17 protein-coding genes and 1 pseudogene are annotated in these 17,121 nt (G+C 52.2%); 8 read left to right on the top strand and 10 right to left on the bottom strand.

The genetic code is table 11. From position 1 onward, the window contains the following. The 6 genes and pseudogenes from EAH77_RS25385 to EAH77_RS14930 form a co-directional block, all read right to left on the bottom strand. Nucleotides 1-212, bottom strand: a pseudogene (locus EAH77_RS25385) (IS4 family transposase); the annotation flags it as partial. Nucleotides 213-291: 79 nt separating this feature from the next. Next, entirely contained in the window at nt 292-1,476 is a 1,185-nt protein-coding gene (locus tag EAH77_RS14950; protein ID WP_241673465.1) for a fimbria/pilus outer membrane usher protein, read from the bottom strand. Between the two features lie 18 nt (nt 1,477-1,494). Beyond that, nucleotides 1,495-2,292 (bottom strand): fimbrial biogenesis chaperone, encoded by a 798-nt coding sequence (locus EAH77_RS14945; protein ID WP_140473587.1) that lies wholly within the window; start codon nt 2,290-2,292, stop codon nt 1,495-1,497. An 18-nt stretch (nt 2,293-2,310) separates the two neighbouring features. Then, a complete protein-coding gene (locus tag EAH77_RS14940; RefSeq protein WP_140473586.1) occupies nt 2,311-2,844 on the bottom strand; it encodes a Csu type fimbrial protein in 534 nt (177 codons plus the stop codon). A 14-nt stretch (nt 2,845-2,858) separates the two neighbouring features. Then, a complete protein-coding gene (locus EAH77_RS14935) occupies nt 2,859-3,377 on the bottom strand; it encodes a Csu type fimbrial protein (protein WP_140473585.1) in 519 nt (172 codons plus the stop codon). Nucleotides 3,378-3,438: 61 nt separating this feature from the next. Beyond that, nucleotides 3,439-3,984 (bottom strand): Csu type fimbrial protein, encoded by a 546-nt coding sequence (locus tag EAH77_RS14930; RefSeq protein WP_140473584.1) that lies wholly within the window; start codon nt 3,982-3,984, stop codon nt 3,439-3,441. A 434-nt stretch (nt 3,985-4,418) separates the two neighbouring features. Between EAH77_RS14930 and EAH77_RS14925 the strand changes: the two genes are divergently transcribed. Continuing rightward, complete coding sequence (locus EAH77_RS14925) at nt 4,419-4,898, top strand: tetratricopeptide repeat protein (protein WP_140473583.1); 480 nt, start codon at nt 4,419-4,421, stop codon at nt 4,896-4,898. A 37-nt stretch (nt 4,899-4,935) separates the two neighbouring features. Here the strand turns inward: EAH77_RS14925 and EAH77_RS14920 are convergent, their stop codons facing one another. After that, nucleotides 4,936-6,477: an MFS transporter gene (locus tag EAH77_RS14920; RefSeq protein WP_140473582.1), complete on the bottom strand. Its 1,542-nt coding sequence runs from the start codon at nt 6,475-6,477 to the stop codon at nt 4,936-4,938. A 130-nt stretch (nt 6,478-6,607) separates the two neighbouring features. Between EAH77_RS14920 and EAH77_RS14915 the strand changes: the two genes are divergently transcribed. Continuing rightward, nucleotides 6,608-7,495, top strand: a complete 888-nt coding sequence (locus EAH77_RS14915) for a LysR family transcriptional regulator (protein ID WP_140473581.1) — start codon at nt 6,608-6,610, stop codon at nt 7,493-7,495. Between the two features lie 53 nt (nt 7,496-7,548). Here the strand turns inward: EAH77_RS14915 and EAH77_RS14910 are convergent, their stop codons facing one another. After that, nucleotides 7,549-9,618, bottom strand: coding sequence for a glycosyl hydrolase family 18 protein (locus tag EAH77_RS14910; RefSeq protein WP_140473580.1), 2,070 nt, complete (start codon nt 9,616-9,618; stop codon nt 7,549-7,551). A 481-nt stretch (nt 9,619-10,099) separates the two neighbouring features. On the opposite strand from EAH77_RS14910, the gene EAH77_RS14905 reads away from it, so the two are divergent. The 3 genes from EAH77_RS14905 (at nt 10,100) to EAH77_RS14895 (ending at nt 12,315) form a co-directional block, all read left to right on the top strand. After that, nucleotides 10,100-10,540 carry a winged helix-turn-helix domain-containing protein gene (locus EAH77_RS14905; RefSeq protein ID WP_140473579.1) on the top strand — a complete coding sequence of 147 codons (441 nt, stop codon included), beginning with the start codon at nt 10,100-10,102 and terminating at the stop codon, nt 10,538-10,540. A 32-nt stretch (nt 10,541-10,572) separates the two neighbouring features. Then, nucleotides 10,573-11,118, top strand: a complete 546-nt coding sequence (locus EAH77_RS14900) for a glycoside hydrolase family 108 protein (RefSeq protein ID WP_140473578.1) — start codon at nt 10,573-10,575, stop codon at nt 11,116-11,118. A gap of 261 nt (nt 11,119-11,379) precedes the next feature. Continuing rightward, complete coding sequence (locus EAH77_RS14895) at nt 11,380-12,315, top strand: LysR family transcriptional regulator (RefSeq protein WP_140473577.1); 936 nt, start codon at nt 11,380-11,382, stop codon at nt 12,313-12,315. A gap of 536 nt (nt 12,316-12,851) precedes the next feature. Here the strand turns inward: EAH77_RS14895 and EAH77_RS14890 are convergent. Further along, nucleotides 12,852-14,318, bottom strand: a complete 1,467-nt coding sequence (locus tag EAH77_RS14890; protein WP_140473605.1) for a sensor histidine kinase — start codon at nt 14,316-14,318, stop codon at nt 12,852-12,854. 3 nt (nt 14,319-14,321) lie between these two features. Beyond that, nucleotides 14,322-15,044 carry a response regulator transcription factor gene (locus EAH77_RS14885; protein WP_140473576.1) on the bottom strand — a complete coding sequence of 241 codons (723 nt, stop codon included), beginning with the start codon at nt 15,042-15,044 and terminating at the stop codon, nt 14,322-14,324. A 171-nt stretch (nt 15,045-15,215) separates the two neighbouring features. Here EAH77_RS14885 and EAH77_RS14880 point away from each other — a divergent pair, with 171 nt between their 5' ends. The 3 genes from EAH77_RS14880 to EAH77_RS14870 all read left to right on the top strand — a co-directional run bounded on the left by EAH77_RS14880 (nt 15,216) and on the right by EAH77_RS14870 (nt 17,121). Further along, entirely contained in the window at nt 15,216-15,845 is a 630-nt protein-coding gene (locus EAH77_RS14880) for a cytochrome b/b6 domain-containing protein (protein WP_140473575.1), read from the top strand. Nucleotides 15,846-15,854: 9 nt separating this feature from the next. Then, nucleotides 15,855-16,658 (top strand): molybdopterin-dependent oxidoreductase, encoded by an 804-nt coding sequence (locus EAH77_RS14875; protein ID WP_140473574.1) that lies wholly within the window; start codon nt 15,855-15,857, stop codon nt 16,656-16,658. Between the two features lie 184 nt (nt 16,659-16,842). After that, nucleotides 16,843-17,121 (top strand): pentapeptide MXKDX repeat protein, encoded by a 279-nt coding sequence (locus EAH77_RS14870; protein WP_140473573.1) that lies wholly within the window; start codon nt 16,843-16,845, stop codon nt 17,119-17,121.

The raw sequence follows: 17,121 nt of genomic DNA, 5'->3' as shown, positions 1-17,121 counted from the left end.
TGAAGGCGAGGATTAGCCATTAATCGGTCGACGCGTTTTATTTTATGTTTCACTTTTGCGGAACCGGGCAAATAGCGCCCTATGCTGGTGAGGGTTAAAGATGCCCCGCGAACTAAAGTCATAGACATAGAAATCAAGGCGTCACGCCGATAAACATGAATATGGGAAAGGGATTTTTGGAGAAATTTCTGGCAAACTTGTGCGACAGGCATAGCCGGGGTCCTTTACTTTTTGTTGGCGCACGAAGTAGATCATATCCCGCTATGCCTGTCTGCATTTTGTGGGGAGCCATCAGCCCTGCGTGGCCTCGCCATGGGTGGAGATCGTCAGGTAATTGGTGATGCCGTAGCGGTAAATGCCGCTGAAGGCCGCGTCAGAGTAGTCGGCGCTGTTGACACCATAATTTTGCCGCACCGCACCGAGCGACAGGTCAAAGTCAGTCAGGCCCTGGCGCAACAGGGTATTGGAGACGTAAAACGGCACGCTGGTGGAAACCTGCCGCCCGAGGGCATCGGTGGTGACCACCGTGGCTTCACCGGCGCCGTTAATATAGGGCACATTGGTGAGGGTGAACGGCCCGGAGTTCAGGTTATTGCTGCTGGCTTTGAACCCGTTGAGGAATAAATCGACCGTGGTGGGCACCGCCGCTGTGCCGCTGTATTGCAGCAGCGGATAGGTCACCAGATCCGGGCGCACGCCAAAATTACGGCTGATGCGTAAACCGCCCATGCGCGCCGAGTTGCTCCAGGTCAGCGAGTTACTGACGAAATCCCCCATCTGATAACTGACCAGACCTTTTTCGTCGGTATAACGCCAGAAGGTGTCATAGCGGATATATCCGTCCTGCGAGGTGCTGTCGACATCGCCGGGGGAACCTTCCATGTTATAACGCCAGGTGCCGGTGTTGGTCAGAATGCCGACGCTGCTGAACAGGCGCTGCTCCATCCAGGTCGCGAGCGAACGCTGGCCGTCGTGCGGATCGGAGTAGTAAGCGTCGTAGTTGAATAACAGCCCGGTGCTGCTTTGCGCCGGGGTATATCCCATCAGGTTATCGCCGCTGACATTCTGTTTTGGCAGCCAGTCATCCGGTACCTGTAAGATCAACTGCTGGGTCGCGGCGACATACTGGGCTTTGACCTGCGGCAGGCTGGCGATATTCACCAGCCCCTGCTGCTGCCCGTTGAGACGCACATGGTTTTTCGCCAGCACCCCGGCTTCCACCCAATAGGCATTATTGCGATAGACCACCGGCACCACCTGATTGTCGCTCTGGCCGTTCACCACGATCGACAAATAATAGGTCGCGTCAGTGACCACCGGGGCTGCACGCGGGGCGTCCGGTAGCGCGCCGTATTCCGCCGCCTGTGCCTGCCACGGAGCCACGAGCAGGCTGCCCGCATACATCAGGCCCAGGCAGCCACCGGCGTTGGTCAGAAGAAGAACGCCTGTTCTGAGGCTAAAACTTCGGGTTTGCATGTATTGCGGCTCCCGCCTTTACTCGCCGCGGGGGACCACAATCGGTTGGGTGTTATCGGCAATCTGCGCATTAAGCTGGCCACCCGGCAGCAGGCCCGCCGGAACCGGCCAGCGCATCTCCTGTCCCGGCAAGACATAACCCATAAAGCCGGACACCATCGGCTTCACGCCCTTTTTGGCATCGCCGGTATTGGACCAGAACACGTTGCTCAGCCGGGCATGTACCACGCCGGTATTGCGTACTTTCAGGAAGGTTTTTCCGCCCGCACTGTCGATACTCCAGTGCAGCACCGGTTTCGTCGCCGTGGCGCTGTCGCGTTTGATGTCGGTGCGATCGTTGGTCCAGATGCCTTCGCCATCCATAAACAGCGGCAACAGGTAGCGCATCTGCAACTGCAGGCCGACCACGGCTTTATCCTGCCCCTGGGCTGGCGCGGTCAGCGGGGAGGGGATCTCATCAATGATAATACGAAAGGCTTTTTCGGTGTGGGCAGGAACGGGCGTATTGCGGATCAGCCGAATCAACTGACGCTGGCCGGGCGCGACGGTGGCAAACGGCGGGCTGGCGACCACGTCACTCTGGTCGGCATAGCGCTCGTTAAAGTTCTCCTGCTTCCAGGCCAGTACCCGTACCTGCAACGATACCGGTTCGGCCCCGCGGTTCTCCAGCCAAAGCGCAGAGCCGTTCTGGTCCGACTCGATGATTTGATACACCGGCCAGACCAGCACTGAACTGGCGGCCCAAACCGGGGCTGGACTGGCCAACAGGCCCAAAGTGAACAAAGGTAACGCCGTGCGAAAAAAGGTGTAATGCATGATTGATATCCTGATCATTCAATAAGTTAATGTCACAGTCACCGTGTCGGTATAGGTTCCCGCTGAGGGTAAAGTGGTCACTGCAAATAAGCGTGCATAAACCGGATAGGTTTGTGTGGTGGCCGGAAAGCTGCTGACCGTCATCGCCAGCGCGCCGTTTCCCCAGACTTTGCTGCGCGCTGAATCCTGATAAAGCTGATAGGCCAGCGTCTGCGTGGCCGCTGTGGTGTTAACCATGTAGCGCTGGGTGGCGCTGCCGCCGTGGGTGCCGTAATCCATGGAGATCGTCGGTGTTGCGCCTGGGGTGCAGGTCACCACTACGCTGCCCGCGCCGGTGGTGCTGACCATGTCGAGATTGCTGGGAACGGAGGCTAGCGAGCCAAAATTGATGGTGCCGAGATTGGTGATCGGGCTGGTGACGGAGCTGCCAAAGGCGCAGCCGTTAACAATGGTGGCGCTGACGGTGAAATTCTGGATGGCGGTTCCTGCGTCGGCGGCAGAGCAGAGCAGCAGCGGCAGGGTAAAAAGAGTGATCAGGTACCGCTCAGGCATCGTGTCTCTCCCCACTACCAGCTGACGGTAACGTTCACCGTATCCTGATAAACACCGGCTGCCGGTGTGGTTTGTGACGGCACGCGGCCATACACCGTATGCCATTGATCGGCACCGTTGCCGACGTCGCTCAGGCCGGTGGTGTTGTCCCACAGCGTGGAGCGGGTCGCATTGGTGTAGAGGTTATAAAGCACTTTCAGCGTGGCATTGGTGGTGTTAGCCATGCTGCGACTGCTCACACTGCCGCTGCTGCCGCCATCCATCAGAATTTTATAGCTCAGGCCGTTGACACAGTTGACGCGAATTGATCCCGCCAGCTGGGCGCTGGTGGCATTAATCACGCTGGTGGTAGAGGCGTAATTACCGAAATTGATCGTACCGAAGGTGGTACTGCCAGAGGTGGTCGTGCCTGCGGTACAGGCAGGCAGCAGGGTCGCGGTAACCCCCAGCGTGGCGGCCTGACTGACAGGAACTGCGGTCAGAACAAGCAGCATACTGAGGGCTGAAAAAAGCAGCAGCACCTTGGCGTCCATGGTCTTTCCTTCTGAATAATCGTGAATCCAGGGCCGTAAACGGCCCTGACATATTCAGGTGCTACCAGGAAAGCGTGGCAACTACGGTATCGTTATAAGTGCCCGCTGCGGGGCTGGTATTGGTCTGATCAGCAGGCAGCACGCGACCATAAATTGGGAAATTTTGCGGCGTCGTGCTCGCCGTAAAAGACACCGGAGTATTGATGGCGATTTCCGAGGTGCGTGCGGCGTTGGAATAGAGGCGGTAAAGGATGCTGTTGCCGCTGGAGGTCATGGTGCGGGTAGCACCGCTGGGGGCCAGTCCGCCGTTAAGGGAGAGCGTGGGGCTAAGGCCGGTACTGCACGTGATGGTGACCGCATTGGTGCCGTCGGCGCCAAAGACTGTCCCGTTGATCACGCTGGTTAAATCGGCATAGTTACCGAAGTTCAACGTACCCCACTGGTTGGTGCCGCCGGTGGCGGTGCCGTTACCAACGGTACACCCGGTGCTGATAGTTAACTGCACGGCGACCTGACCGGTCAGGGTGCCTGCTGCGTGAGCGCCAGCTGAAAGTGTCAGCAGAGCCGCGGAAAATAAGGTGAGAAAGGATTGTTTTTTTGCGTCCATGATGACTCCCAATGACAACGTGTAAGGCTGTTTATTCATGCAACTAACCGTGCATGTGGAAATCCTCTGGTGGTAACACTCTAAAAAAGCTCAATGACAAAATGCGGCTGCGTTTTAAAAATCAGTTTTTGTCCGTTTTCCCCTTTTATTAGGGGAATTATCACTGGCATTGCCAGTCTGAACCTTGCATGTGGGCCGTTTTCTTTTCAGTAACAGCACCATGAGACTCGGGGACATAGTTAAATATAAGTTAATAAATTTAACTTAAGAGGAATTATCTGACACTTTTGTCAAAAAGCTTTATAACTCTAATAAATGGTATTTTACGGCTGTTAAACCTTAAAAATAATCATTTGCAGCATTTAAATCCCAGGCAGAGTGAGCGTTTGAGTTAAGTTACTAATCATTTAGCCCGCATTGAGAAGGAGTGAAAGATGGATCTGAACACTGTTTTACAACAATTACGTCAGGCAGGGAAAACCGAACAGGCCCGGAATGAGTGGATATCCCTCGCTGCACAGTATCCGCAACAGGCGAAGGTGCACTATGAAACGGCCTGCATTCATGACTCGATGGGGCTGGAGTCTCAGGCGGTTGCCTATTATTTGGCGGCCATCGATCTCGGGTTAACCGGGGAAGATCTGCGTGGCGCTTATTTAGGTCTGGGCAGTACGTATCGCACATTGGGGCAGTTTGAGGCGTCAAAACAGATTTTCGAACGTGCAATGCAGGTTTTCCCGGATGCGCAGGAGATGCGGGTTTTTCTGGCGATGACGCTCTACAACCTGGCTGATCACCATGCTGCGATGTCGGTACTGCTGGAGGTGATTGCTGATACCAGTGCAGACAGTGAAATTCAGTCATACCAGCGTGCGATCCGACTCTACGCACAGGATCTGGATCGCCGCTGGTGATGTTCACCTTTTTATGATCTCTATCACATCGCTCTGATCACGGTGCCAGGTCGTTCTGAACCCCAGCCGTATCGGGCGTGGTCTCTTTGCCGGCCAGCGCGAGCAGCACGACGAGCGCCGAGGCCAGCGTGATCGCCATCAGACACAGTAAGAGATGATGCAGTGACGTGGCATAGATCTGCTGGAGCTGTGCCACGCTGGCACCAGGGATTAGGCGCTGAGCCTGGTGTAAATCGCCGGTTGCCAGACGCTGGCTGGCCTGTGCGATGTCTGCGCCGGAAAAATGCGTCGCCAGTCCGTTATACATAAAGGCTGCCAGCAGCGCGCCGACCGTGGCCAGAGAAATTCCTTCACCGGCCACGCGGGTGGTGCTGAAAATACCGGTGGCCATACCCGCGCGCTCTTTTGGCACCACGCTGACTGACAGCCCGTCCATCAGACCCCACGGCAGGCCAGTACCCAGCCCGATCAGCAGCATCGGCAAAATCATTTGCGTGAAATTCTGCGCATTGACCGCCACACTCAGCCACCACAAACCCAGCGCCGCCAGCACTAAACCTGAAGTGCAGAGCACACCTGCGCTTATCCAGCGGGTCAGCCATGCGGCAATCAACGGCACGGCCAGCATCGGAAGTGACAGCGCCATCATCATCAGCCCGGCCTGTTGCTCGCTGAGACCGATGATGCCGATAAACTGCATGGGTAAAATGACCAGCAGTACCACAAAGCAGAAACCGGTCGCCAGCGGCAGGGCCTGCACGCCGATAAACCGTGGAAAACGGAACAGTGACAAATCCAGCATCGGGTGCTTAACGCGCAATTCCACGGCAATAAACAGCGCCAGCAGCAGCGTAGCTCCACCGAGCATTCCCAGCACTGGCGCGCTTCGCAGGCCGTACTGCGGAATATCCATCAGCGCCCAGGTCAGCAACGCCAGCATGGCGGTGAAGCTTAGGGTGCCCGGCCAGTCGATGCCTTGCGCATCGGGATTGCGTGACTCCTGCATACGCCATGAACCAGCCAGTAACGAGAGCAGGGCTACTGCCATAGAGGAAAAAAAGACCGAGCGCCAGCCGAAGTGTTCAATCAACAGACCCGCGACAAAAGGCCCGAATGCCAGCCCGACGCCGAAACTGGTGCCAAGCAGGCTGAAGGCGCGGGTGCGTGCCGGTCCGTCGAACTCCTGTGCCAGTGCCGCAGAACCGCCTGCCAAAGCGGCGGCGGCTACAATGCCCTGGGTGCCGCGCAGCAGGTCGATCGCCAGCAGGCTGGTGCTGAAACTTTGCAGGAGCGAGAGCAGCGCAAACCCGGCCACGCCGCTGATAAACACTTTCTTGCGGCCAATCTCATCGGCCAGCGCACCGGCGGCCATCAGAAAACAGCCGAAAGTGAGCATAAAGGCATTGGTTATCCAGCTCAGCGCCTGTGCGCTGCCGCCTAGCTCGCGAGCGATGGCCGGGGTGGCGACCGCACCGCTGACAAAATTCAGCGGCAAAATCACGCCTGCCAGACAGACGGTAAGCAGCACACTGAGCTGGCGTGAAGACGATGAGGCACGGTGAGGTGTGAGTTGAGTCATGGTCGTATCCATAAAAGGAAGGTTGCGACGATGATAAAATGTCTGCAATTTTGCTGAAACAGGCTTACAGTCCGATGATTACGGACAAAAAAGCTCGAGTGCGCAGTGATAAACCACAACGGAGACCCTCATGGAAAATCTTAACGGCATGTTGGCTTTTGTGCGGGCAGCTCAGTACTACAGCTTCGCGGCAGCGGGCGAACGTATGGGGATCTCAGCCTCGGCGGTCGGTAAAAGCGTGGCGCGGCTGGAGGAAAAGCTCGGCGTTCGGCTGTTTAACCGCAGCACGCGTCGCATCAGCCTGACCGACGAGGGTCAGCTATTTTTCGAACGTTGCCAGCAAATTGTGGCGCAAATGGAAGAGGCTGAGCAGGAAATGTCGCGGGTCTCCGCGGAGCCACGTGGCAAGTTGCGGGTCAGTATGCCGGCGATTGGCTATCGCATGTTATTACCCCATCTGGCCGATTTTATGCGCAGCTACCCACAGGTAGAACTTGAGCTGGATTTCAGTGACCGCATGGTGGACCTGATTGCCGAAGGGATCGATGTGGCGGTGCGTAGCGGCGATTTGGCGACGTCACAGTTGATGTCACGGCGGCTCGGGCCGTTTTACTTTACGATTGTCGGCAGTCCGGCCTATTTTGCACAGAACCCGCCACCGCAGACACCGGGCGAACTCGAACACCACGCTTGCCTGCGTTACCGTTTTCCAGCCAGCGGGCAGTTTCAGCCCTGGGCGCTCAACGGCGAGCCGCCGCTGAATTTACCGGTGGCACTCAGCAGTAATAATCTCGAAGCGCTGCTACAGGCTGTCAATCAGGGGCTGGGCCTGGCGTATGTGCCGGAGTTTTTGGTGCGGGATGCGCTGAAAGCGGGGACGCTGGTGGCTGTACTGGTGGACTTCCTTGACGAGACGGGGAAATTCTCGGTGGTCTGGCCGAGCAGCCGCCATATGCTGCCCAAAGTGCGGGTGTTTATTGATTTTCTGACCGAAAAACAGCGGCTGGGTGCGCGGTAAAAATAAAAAAAACGGGGCGAAATCTGCCCCGTTGGTTTCTTAATACTAAATGGTTACAGCAGTTTCCACTGCGCCCATTCACCGGTGAACTGTGCATCACCTGGCTCGTTACCCTGAGTCCAGTAGTTGGCTACATAGTCTTTGCCTTTATGGCTGACTTTGTCACCGGTGTTGTACACTTTGCTGGAAACCCACTCATCGTATGTGCTAACCGGATCAACAACGGGGTCCACCACCGGGTCCACAACCGGATCAACCACGGGGTCAACAACGGGATCGACGACCGGATCAACAACCGGCTCCACAACTTCTTCACCAAATACGACCAGCGTATATTGTTTGGCAACCGAAGACGCGGCATGGGTATCCGTCACCGTCAGTGAGAACTGGAATTCAGCGCGGCTGACCACAGTCGGTGCAGTAAAGGTAATGGTGGATGTGGTGGTGCTGCTAGGGGAAATTCCAGCCGGTACGCCCCATTTGTAGGTCAGAGCATCGTTATCGGCATCGCTGGACGCCGCACCGCTCAGACGAACTTTGGAACCGCTGATCACCTGAAGCTGAATATCGGCAACCGGCGTAGTGTTGGTGGCTGGTTTGTCATCATCGGGCACTTCGCCCGCGATGTTGATGCCATCAAAGTAGAACGGCGCCATATCAACCACCTGATCGACCACGGTGCAGCCCAGCCCTTCACGTGCCGCGTTAACCAGTACGCCGTTGTCCTGATCGATAGTCCAGGTAAACAGTGCGCCCAAGCCTTTTTTAACCACATATTGCCCTTTGGCTTTTACGCTGCGCGGGGTGTCGAGTGACATAAAGAGTTTAGACTCTTTGTTATAAAGGTAATCGGCATCCGCCACCTGATCGGTATAGACGCTGAAACCGTTACGGCCTTTCTGGTTCTCCAAATCCAGATAGTTGTTGATCAGGTCATACCATTCGCTGCAGCCGCTTTCAAAAGTACCGGTAGTTTCGGCATTGGCTTCCGGGGTATAGGTCCCTTTCAGCGGGGAGAAACTCTCCAGTACGGCATTCTGGCCATTGCGTGAATAACCGGCATAACCGACGTTAATACGGTCAGATGGGAAGCCTTTCGCCAGCAGATAATCGACGATGGTGTCCACACCCCAGCCGCCTTCAATCAGCGCATGCAGGTTAGTGTGATGGTCCAGTTCTGTCGCCCACGGTGTACCGTAGAAGTCATAGGTCATCACGTTGATGCTGTACAAACCATTGTTCAGCAGGGTAGCGACATCAGATTTTTCCAGAATGGCGACCACGGCGGAGCTGGCGATACTGATTTTAACGTCGCTGCGGTTAATTGCTTTCAGCTCTTTGGTGATCTCAGCCAGTAACAGCGCATAGTTGGCACCGTCTTCATCACCATAGGCGTTGTTGTTACCGGCGTTGCCAGGGTATTCCCAGTCGATATCCACTTCGGAGAACATCGGGAAACGGGTGAACAGCTTGGCAACCCCTTTAGCAAAAGTACTGCGTCCCGCGGCGGTTTTCGACATATTGTGGAAGCCGCTACTCATGGTCCAGCCGCCGATACTCATTGACAGTGCCAGCGTATGGCCCAATTTTTTCGCTTTGGCTTGCAGATCGCGCAGACCACCGACGATACCTTTTACTGTTGCCTGTGTTGCACTGTTCACGTCCATTTCTACCCAGCCGGAATTTGCCAGGCCAACGTTGTTACTGGTCTGGAAGTCACCCCATGGGTCAAGGAAAGTAGGTTCGTTGGTCACTTTATTCAAATTGCTGGCAGCGCGGGCGATGACATCGGCCTTCTCACCCGTGGTGTCACCGGTAATGCCGAGGAAGCCAAGAATGATTTTGTCATACGCCGTTGGGCTGACGTTAGCCAGATCATAACCACGGCCACGGTTCGACGGTGTGTCGTCGCCATCGGTCTGGCGGCTGTCGTATTGTGACCAGTCAGTGTAGTAACCGAAAACTTTTGGTTTGTTGGTGGTGTCATATTTGTTGTAAACCGGCTTGGCCACACGCGCAGAGGTGTAACTGTATTTGACGGTATCTTTAGCAGGATCAAAGCCATCGGCTTTATAAGATGCTTCAGTCAACGCGTCAGTTTTAATCAATTTACTGGTAGTCATAATGTTTTCCTGAATATGAATAAAAGTGAGGAGTCCACAGCGTTATGCTGCTGGCGCTATAATTCAGGAGGGAAGGGTTTCTCTCAAATCATCTGACAGCAAAAATAAATATGAGGAATAGTCTCTTTTTGAAATGAAAGTAACTTGCCCAGGCAGATGATTTTTTTGCTTCAAAAAAACATCATTGAGCCACAGCTAAGTGGATAATAAAGTGAGTTTTTCATCTATTACTCAACTGGATTTTATGAATCCAGATAATTCAAGTTAAATATTCAGTTCTTTACATATTGAGCCAGTGTGAAAATGTTTTTGAGTTAAACTTGAAAAGGTCCTGTTTTTTTTAAAAGGATCACAACATATCTAAAATTATTCATAATATTCTGATTGGATGTGGTGAAAGTTAAAAAAGAAGATACGATAAATCTTATCGAAAAATGGATTTCTGATTTCTGTTTGCCACCGGTCTGGAGAGTCTTTAAAGATGAGCGTTTATCTTATAAATGGTCAGTATGTTTTCAATGAAGGAACCAAAGAATTAAAAACGTTAAATAGTGGTATCAATATTAAATTGACTGCTATGAGAGCACGTTGCCTTAGCTTTATTATTGAACATGCCAAGGATGAGGTGATCGAAAAAACAGCAATATCTTATGCGTTATGGGGAGCAAGAAGTAAATTTACCAGTGATGCCAGCCTGACTCAAACACTCTATTTAATTCGTCGGGATTTGAAAACACTGGGATTGGATGAGCTTTTTATTACTGTACCAAAGTCTGGGATCCGGGTTAATACATCGATATCAATCGATGTGATCCAGGAGAGGGTTCCCCGTTCGAAGGTTTTATATCTCCCACTTCTGGTTAGTATAACGGCTTCTCTATTGATTGCCGGCGCTGCAATATATTTTGCTTTTATCGTATAAATAAATCGTATAAATAAACTGAGGGCTATACCATGCCAAATAATCCTGTAATCGACGCTGTACTGGAAAACGAAGGGGCATATGTCAATCATCCTGACGATCCAGGTGGTGCGACTCATTGGGGAATAACGGAACAAACGGCACGCGATAATGGGTATACCGGTGATATGCGGGATTTTACCCGCGAGCAGGCTTATACCTTACTTGAGAAAAATTATTGGTACCAACCCGGTTTTGATAAAGTCAATGCACTCTCTCCTGCTGTTGCGATGGAGTTGTGTGATACCGGGACTAATATGGGGCCGTCGGTGGGTATTAAATGGTTACAACGCTGGTTGAATGTGTATAACCAGAAAAGCACTGCTTATAATGATATTGGCGTGGATGGAAAAATAGGTCCGGCAACCTTAAATGCGTTGTCAGAGTTTCTTCGTCTGCGGGGAGAAGAAGGTGATGAGGTATTAGTGACATCATTAAATTGCAGCCAGGGGCAACGCTATCTGGAACTGGCGGAAGGAAAAGTGAGTAATGAATCTTTCATCTATGGTTGGATGAGAGGCCGGGTGCATGTAAGCTGAGAAAAAAAACAGAACATCACTTTTCTTATTGATAATAAACAATATTTACACTTTTTTAGTGTGTGGTCTATTATTCAAGGTCTAATCTCATTATCTTTCCACGATCAACAGTGAAATTAATTTTCATAATTTCATCACTAATTATTTCGCCATATATTATAAACATAGAAATGTGATATGGAAATTGAGACTTTTTTACTTTATTTATAACACCACAATGTTAATGATGTACGCTCCAATTTTGCATAGCGGAGAAGAGTAATGAACTACAGTAAAAGCTCTAAGTTTGATTATAACCTGATCAAAATAATGAACCAAGTTATAGTATCAGGTAGCCTCTCACGGGCTGCAGAAAATCTTGAGCTTTCAGTTTCAGCCGTCAGTCTTTCTATCAATAAACTGCAACAGCATTTAGGCCTGGAGCTTTTTACCCGTACGGCTCAAGGTATGAAGCCTACGTCAATAGCGACTAATATTCATGAGTCATTTTCTCGCGCTATTGGTATTATTGATGATGTGGTATATACCGCTAAACATCAAGAACACTCTATGTTAACACTTAAAATAATGTGTTCTGACCTGATGGAGAATTACTACTTTCAGACATTTTATCAGCAGAGGGATTTCAGTGACACTCTGGTTTCTTTTACCAACTTAATGATATTAAATCATGATGACTGTGTGAAGAATTTATTGCAGGTATCCAATGACATCATTTTGAGTAATTTCCCTTTGACACACAATAGCATTACATCCGTAGAAGTTGATTGTGATGATGAATTTGTTGTTGTGTGTAGTAATAGCAGTTTACTGGCTGCTCAGGAGTTTTTTACATTATATCACTATTATACCTTGCCTCATGCGGTTTATTGTCATAACGAGAAACAGGGAAGAAGAAGTACTTTTACCTGCAAAGTCAGCAGTGAATACACGGGTATGATAAAAGTGATCTATGATTCATCTTCAATTAATGGGGTGATCACTGCGGTTGAAAGCAGCGAAATGATATCTATTTTCCCACGGAAAGTAGCAGAGCATTTTATGCAAAAACGACACAGTAAATTAATGATGTTTCCCCTGCCAGATGAAATACTCTACGAAAAATTAGTGACTTATGCCAGTTTTCTGACTTGCTCGGTAAAGTCTCAGGCCGTATATAATATGGTTTCGTCGTTAAGATGTGTTGAAATAAATTAACATTTATTCGCAGTAGCACGATTTTTTAATGTGCATAGTGACGTTAATTCCACTAAATAATCGTTTTTATGCGTTTCATTAAAACGGTTGAGTGTTATTTTTTCCATAAAGCCGACATTATCTCCCGTTGATAATGTCAGTTGTTATATGCAGATATCTTCCTCATTAAATATTTATGATGAATGATGTTTCTATTTTAATGACTGGTTTTGCAGATGCGCATTACCCTGTTAATGCTGGGTTGCTCCTATGGGCGATCCTGCAAAATACTAAACAGGTTCTATAACAGAGTGCTCCACTCTTCTAACATAACGCAAATAAGGCATTCATTATGCGTAAATTGCAGCCCCATTTTTATTTTAACCTCATTATTGGACCCAAAATAATGAACCTGGCAACCCTGAGTTCACTGGCGAATGGTCACAATAGAAAGAGATAAAAGCCTGTAAATAGTCTTTGGCGGTAAGGTCACTCTTGACCGGGGAAAACTGAATGGGCGATCGCTGATCGCCCATTTTTTCATTGCCGCTCTGGCGCTATACCGGCACTGAAAACTGAAAGCAGGCCCCTTTGTCTGACGGTTCAAGCAACCTAATATCGCTGCCGTGCAGTTGCAAAATTCGCCGTACAATCATCAGGCCCAGTCCGCCGGCGCGGTGTTTGTTGGTGCTGAGGATCGACGGGCGGACAAACAGATTGGCCTTCAGCTCCGGCGCGATACCCGGCCCGCTGTCGTTGAGTTCCACCATCACCCGCTGATTCTGTTTCCACAGGCGGATGCTGATAGTCCCCCCCTCCGGTGTGTGGCGAAGGGCATTGTCCAGCAGATTGGTCAGTACACGCTCTATCATGCCTAAGTCGGCATTGACCAGCGGAATGCCAGGGGCGATATCGGCAGTGAGTTTCTGCTGGCGTGCCTCCGCCGCCAGCTCAAATTTCTGAAACACATCGTTGACCAGTTCGCACAGGGAGAACGGCTCTTTCTGCGGTTTCACCACGCCATATTCCAGCCGTGCCAGTTCGAACAGCTCTTGTGCCAGACGCCCGACTTTGCGGCTCTGAGCCAAAGCAATACTGAGATAGCGTTGGCGCTCGTCAGCGGTCAAATGGTCGGCTTTCATCGACAGCGTTTCCAGATAGCCGTGCAGCGAGGTGAGTGGCGTACGCAGGTCATGGGAAATATTGGCGATAAACTCGCGCCGCTGCTGGTCCTGCGTCATCAGGCTTTGCCACTGTTGATCGATACGCTTTGCCATGCCGACAAATGCCTGTTGCAGCTGGGCGACTTCATCGCGTGGCTGACCGTCCGGCACCGGGATTTTGGCCAGCGCCTGAATGGCCTCCATGCCGCCGCTGTCGAGGTTGGCGATTTGCGCCGTCAGCTTACGCACCGGGCGGGTCACCCAGCGAAACGCCAGCGCTCCGGCCAGCAGGCCGAACAGCACCACCATCCCCACGGATCTCAGCGCCATATAAACCGCTGACTGATATTGTGCCTTACTGGCCAGTGCCGAGTAGTCATCACCCAGCAGCACGATGTAGACGTAGCCTTTGACCACGCCATCGGCTTTCAGCGGCGCGGCGCTGAATACCTGCCGCGCATCTGGCGCACGCGGGTTGTCGCCATACACCGGCATTTGTGCCCCGTTCAGCAAAGCCTGCACCGGCGATAAATCTATACGCTGACGCTGTAGTTTGCCGGCCGGTGCGGCGTTGCCGACAATATTGCCGTCCTGGTCGAGCAGGTAAACTTCGACGCTCGGATTCACCGCCATCAGTTGGTTGAACAAGGTCTTTACCGCATCCGGGTTCAGCCCGTTCTGGCTCAGCAGCGGATTATTGGCCGCGATCTGCGTCGCCAGATTGGCTGACAACCGCTGAATCACCGCCTGGCTGTACTGGTTGCTGGAACGCACCTGCATATAACCGGAAACCAGACTGCAGGCAATCAAGAGCCCAATAAACACCAGTGTCAGGCGTTGCGAAAGCGTCAATTTTTTCATCATCTACCCCTGCGCGTCTTCCGCTGACGACATAAATTTATAGCCTTTGCCCCATACGGTCAGAATGCGTTCCGGCTCGGCCGGGTTGTTTTCGATCTTGATGCGCAGCCGGTTGATATGGGTGTTTACCGTATGTTCATAGCCTTCGTGCTGATATCCCCACACCTGGTTGAGCAGGCTGAGGCGCGAAAAGACCTTGCCGGGATTTTTGGCGAAGAAATAGAGCAGGTCGAATTCACGCGGCGTGAGATCGATTGTCTGCTGATTCAGCACCACTTCCCGCGCAATAGGGTCAATCACCAGCCCGGAAAAACTCAGGGTACCGGCATCCATTTTCATGTTGCGGCTCATGGCTTCCTGACGGCGAAACAGTGCTTTGACCCGTGCCACCAGTTCCAGCATGGAAAAAGGTTTCGCCAGATAGTCGTCGGCCCCCAGTTCAAGACCAAGTACGCGATGCACTTCACTGGAACGTGCGCTGATGATGATGATCGGCGTGTAGCGCGTCATATTGCGTGCGCGGCGGCAGATCTCCAGCCCGTCGATACCCGGTAGCATGAGGTCAAGGATCAGCGCGTCCCAGCCGCCTTTCTCCAGCTGCGCCACGCCCAGATTGCCGTCACCGGCATGGGTTATCTCGAAACCTTCGTCGCGCAGATGCAGGCTCAGTAGTTCGGCGATATGGCTGTCATCTTCCACGATCAAAATCTTTTTGGGCTTATCCATTGGGTTTTTCCATCACGTCCTGCGTCTGATTCAGCGGCAGCGGTCTTGCCTGCAGTCTACACAAGCGCCTTAGCCAGAGTTATCACATTTTATTTAACTTTGCGTGAGGTCTTGGGGAACAAATCCGCTCAATACTCGCTTCATCGACAGGGCGGATGCAGAGATATAACCATGACGCTACACACAGACTTCTCACCGCAAAAAAGCAAAGCCAAACCGGAGATTGTCCATCCGCTGTGGCTGCGCCTGACCCACTGGCTGAATGCGCTGGCGGTACTGATTATGGTCACCAGCGGCTGGCAGATTTATAACGCCTCGCCGCTGTTTGATTTTAGTTTCTCCCGCAGCCTGACGCTGGGCGGCTGGCTGGGTGGCGGCATCCAGTGGCACTTCGCCGGAATGTGGCTGTTTGGTTTCAACGGCCTGTTTTATCTGCTGATGAATATCGTCACCGGGCGGATGAAACGTAAATTCTGGCCGCTGACGCCGCGCGGCATTCTGCGTGATTTAGTTGCTGCGCTGCGTGGCAAACTGGCTCATGCCGATCTGCGCCACTACAACATGGTGCAGCGTGCGGCCTACGTCTTCGTGATGTTCGACGGCATCATTCTGGTGCTCTCCGGGTTGGTGGTGTGGAAGTCGGTACAGTTTCCGCTGCTGCGCGAACTGCTGGGGGGATTTGATACCGCCCGCTACGTACATTTCCTGGCGATGGCTTCGCTGGTGGGATTTGTCGCCCTGCATCTGATGATGGTGGCGCTGGTGCCGAAAACCCTGCTGGCCATGCTGCGCGGACGCTAAGGAACAGCCATGAAGAACATCATTAAAAAAAGTATCCGTCAGATTTTCAGTTCGTCAGACAGTGAAGCCATCGTGCAGGAGGCGCAGAAGCAGATTATCCGCCATCTTGACGCGCCGTCACGCCGCCGTTTTTTACAACAGGGGCTGACGCTCGGCGGTATGGCAATGCTCACCGGTTGCGACATCAGCGACAACGCCAGCGTCGAAAACGCGCTGGTGAAAGTCTCCGGCTTTAACGACCGCGTGCAGGGCTGGCTGTTTGGCTCAACCCGGCTGGCGCCGGTGTATGCCGAGTCGATGATCACCCGGCCATTCCCGTTTAACGCCTTTTACGCCGAAGACGAAGCACCGGAGGTCAACGGCAACGATTACCGCCTGAAGATCGCCGGGCTGGCGCTGGATAAGCGCGAATGGTCGCTGGCGACGCTCTACCAGATGGCGCAGGTCAGCCAGGTCACCCGTCATATTTGTGTCGAAGGCTGGAGCGCGATTGGCAAGTGGGGCGGGGTACCGTTCGGCGATTTCCTGCGACTGATTGGTGCCGATCTCACGGCAGAATATGTCAGCTTTAAATGCGCTGATGAGTACTACACCAGCATCGACATGGCGACGGCATTACACCCGCAAACCCTGTTGGCACTGACTTATGACGGGCAAATCCTGCCGCGTCAATACGGTTTCCCGATGAAACTGCGTATGCCGACCAAGCTCGGCTACAAGAATCCAAAGCATATCGAAGTGATTGAAATTACCAATAAGTACACCGGGGGTTATTGGGAAGATCAGGGTTACAACTGGTTCGGCGGAAGTTAAGTAAGGGGCTATTTTATTTGCCATTTTGAATCCGGGCAGTGCTCACAATCCTCACGTACTGCATGTACGCTCCGGTTGTTCCGCGCTGGCCGTCTCCAAACTGGCTGCAACAATAACGCCCCTAAGCTCAATGAGATTTTTTACCTGCACAACGGTGCAACCTACTTTAAATAAAGGAAATACCATGAAAAAACTGATGGCGGTAATGATGGTCTCTGCTGCAATGATGGGGTTCGCTGGCGTGACTCAGGCGGCTGATTCCATGTCTAAAGACACGATGAGCAAGATGTCCCATGACTGCATGAAAAAAGACAGTATGGGTAAAGATCAGATGGGCAAAGACGCGATGGGTAAAGACTGTATGTCGAAAGATAAAATGTCTAAAGATCACATGAAAAAAGACAGCATGAGTAAAGACGCGATGTCGAAAGATGCCATGAAAAAAGATGCGATGAGTCAGTAA

Origin of the sequence: Ewingella americana (assembly GCF_006438725.1) — a bacterium.
Taxonomy (GTDB): domain Bacteria; phylum Pseudomonadota; class Gammaproteobacteria; order Enterobacterales; family Enterobacteriaceae; genus Ewingella; species Ewingella americana_A.
The sequence above is the reverse complement of the archived record's forward strand: the minus strand, read 5'-3'. Positions and strand labels throughout refer to the sequence as shown.

Excerpts from the sequence above, each read along its gene's own strand:
- EAH77_RS14950 (WP_241673465.1), bottom strand. The coding sequence starts at position 1,476 with ATGCAAACCCGAAGTTTTAGCCTCAGAACAGGCGTTCTTCTTCTGACC.
- EAH77_RS14945 (WP_140473587.1), bottom strand. The coding sequence starts at position 2,292 with ATGCATTACACCTTTTTTCGCACGGCGTTACCTTTGTTCACTTTGGGC.
- EAH77_RS14940 (WP_140473586.1), bottom strand. The coding sequence starts at position 2,844 with ATGCCTGAGCGGTACCTGATCACTCTTTTTACCCTGCCGCTGCTGCTC.
- EAH77_RS14935 (WP_140473585.1), bottom strand. The coding sequence starts at position 3,377 with ATGGACGCCAAGGTGCTGCTGCTTTTTTCAGCCCTCAGTATGCTGCTT.
- EAH77_RS14930 (WP_140473584.1), bottom strand. The coding sequence starts at position 3,984 with ATGGACGCAAAAAAACAATCCTTTCTCACCTTATTTTCCGCGGCTCTG.
- EAH77_RS14925 (WP_140473583.1), top strand. The coding sequence starts at position 4,419 with ATGGATCTGAACACTGTTTTACAACAATTACGTCAGGCAGGGAAAACC.
- EAH77_RS14920 (WP_140473582.1), bottom strand. The coding sequence starts at position 6,477 with ATGACTCAACTCACACCTCACCGTGCCTCATCGTCTTCACGCCAGCTC.
- EAH77_RS14915 (WP_140473581.1), top strand. The coding sequence starts at position 6,608 with ATGGAAAATCTTAACGGCATGTTGGCTTTTGTGCGGGCAGCTCAGTAC.
- EAH77_RS14910 (WP_140473580.1), bottom strand. The coding sequence starts at position 9,618 with ATGACTACCAGTAAATTGATTAAAACTGACGCGTTGACTGAAGCATCT.
- EAH77_RS14905 (WP_140473579.1), top strand. The coding sequence starts at position 10,100 with ATGAGCGTTTATCTTATAAATGGTCAGTATGTTTTCAATGAAGGAACC.
- EAH77_RS14900 (WP_140473578.1), top strand. The coding sequence starts at position 10,573 with ATGCCAAATAATCCTGTAATCGACGCTGTACTGGAAAACGAAGGGGCA.
- EAH77_RS14895 (WP_140473577.1), top strand. The coding sequence starts at position 11,380 with ATGAACTACAGTAAAAGCTCTAAGTTTGATTATAACCTGATCAAAATA.
- EAH77_RS14890 (WP_140473605.1), bottom strand. The coding sequence starts at position 14,318 with ATGAAAAAATTGACGCTTTCGCAACGCCTGACACTGGTGTTTATTGGG.
- EAH77_RS14885 (WP_140473576.1), bottom strand. The coding sequence starts at position 15,044 with ATGGATAAGCCCAAAAAGATTTTGATCGTGGAAGATGACAGCCATATC.
- EAH77_RS14880 (WP_140473575.1), top strand. The coding sequence starts at position 15,216 with ATGACGCTACACACAGACTTCTCACCGCAAAAAAGCAAAGCCAAACCG.
- EAH77_RS14875 (WP_140473574.1), top strand. The coding sequence starts at position 15,855 with ATGAAGAACATCATTAAAAAAAGTATCCGTCAGATTTTCAGTTCGTCA.
- EAH77_RS14870 (WP_140473573.1), top strand. The coding sequence starts at position 16,843 with ATGAAAAAACTGATGGCGGTAATGATGGTCTCTGCTGCAATGATGGGG.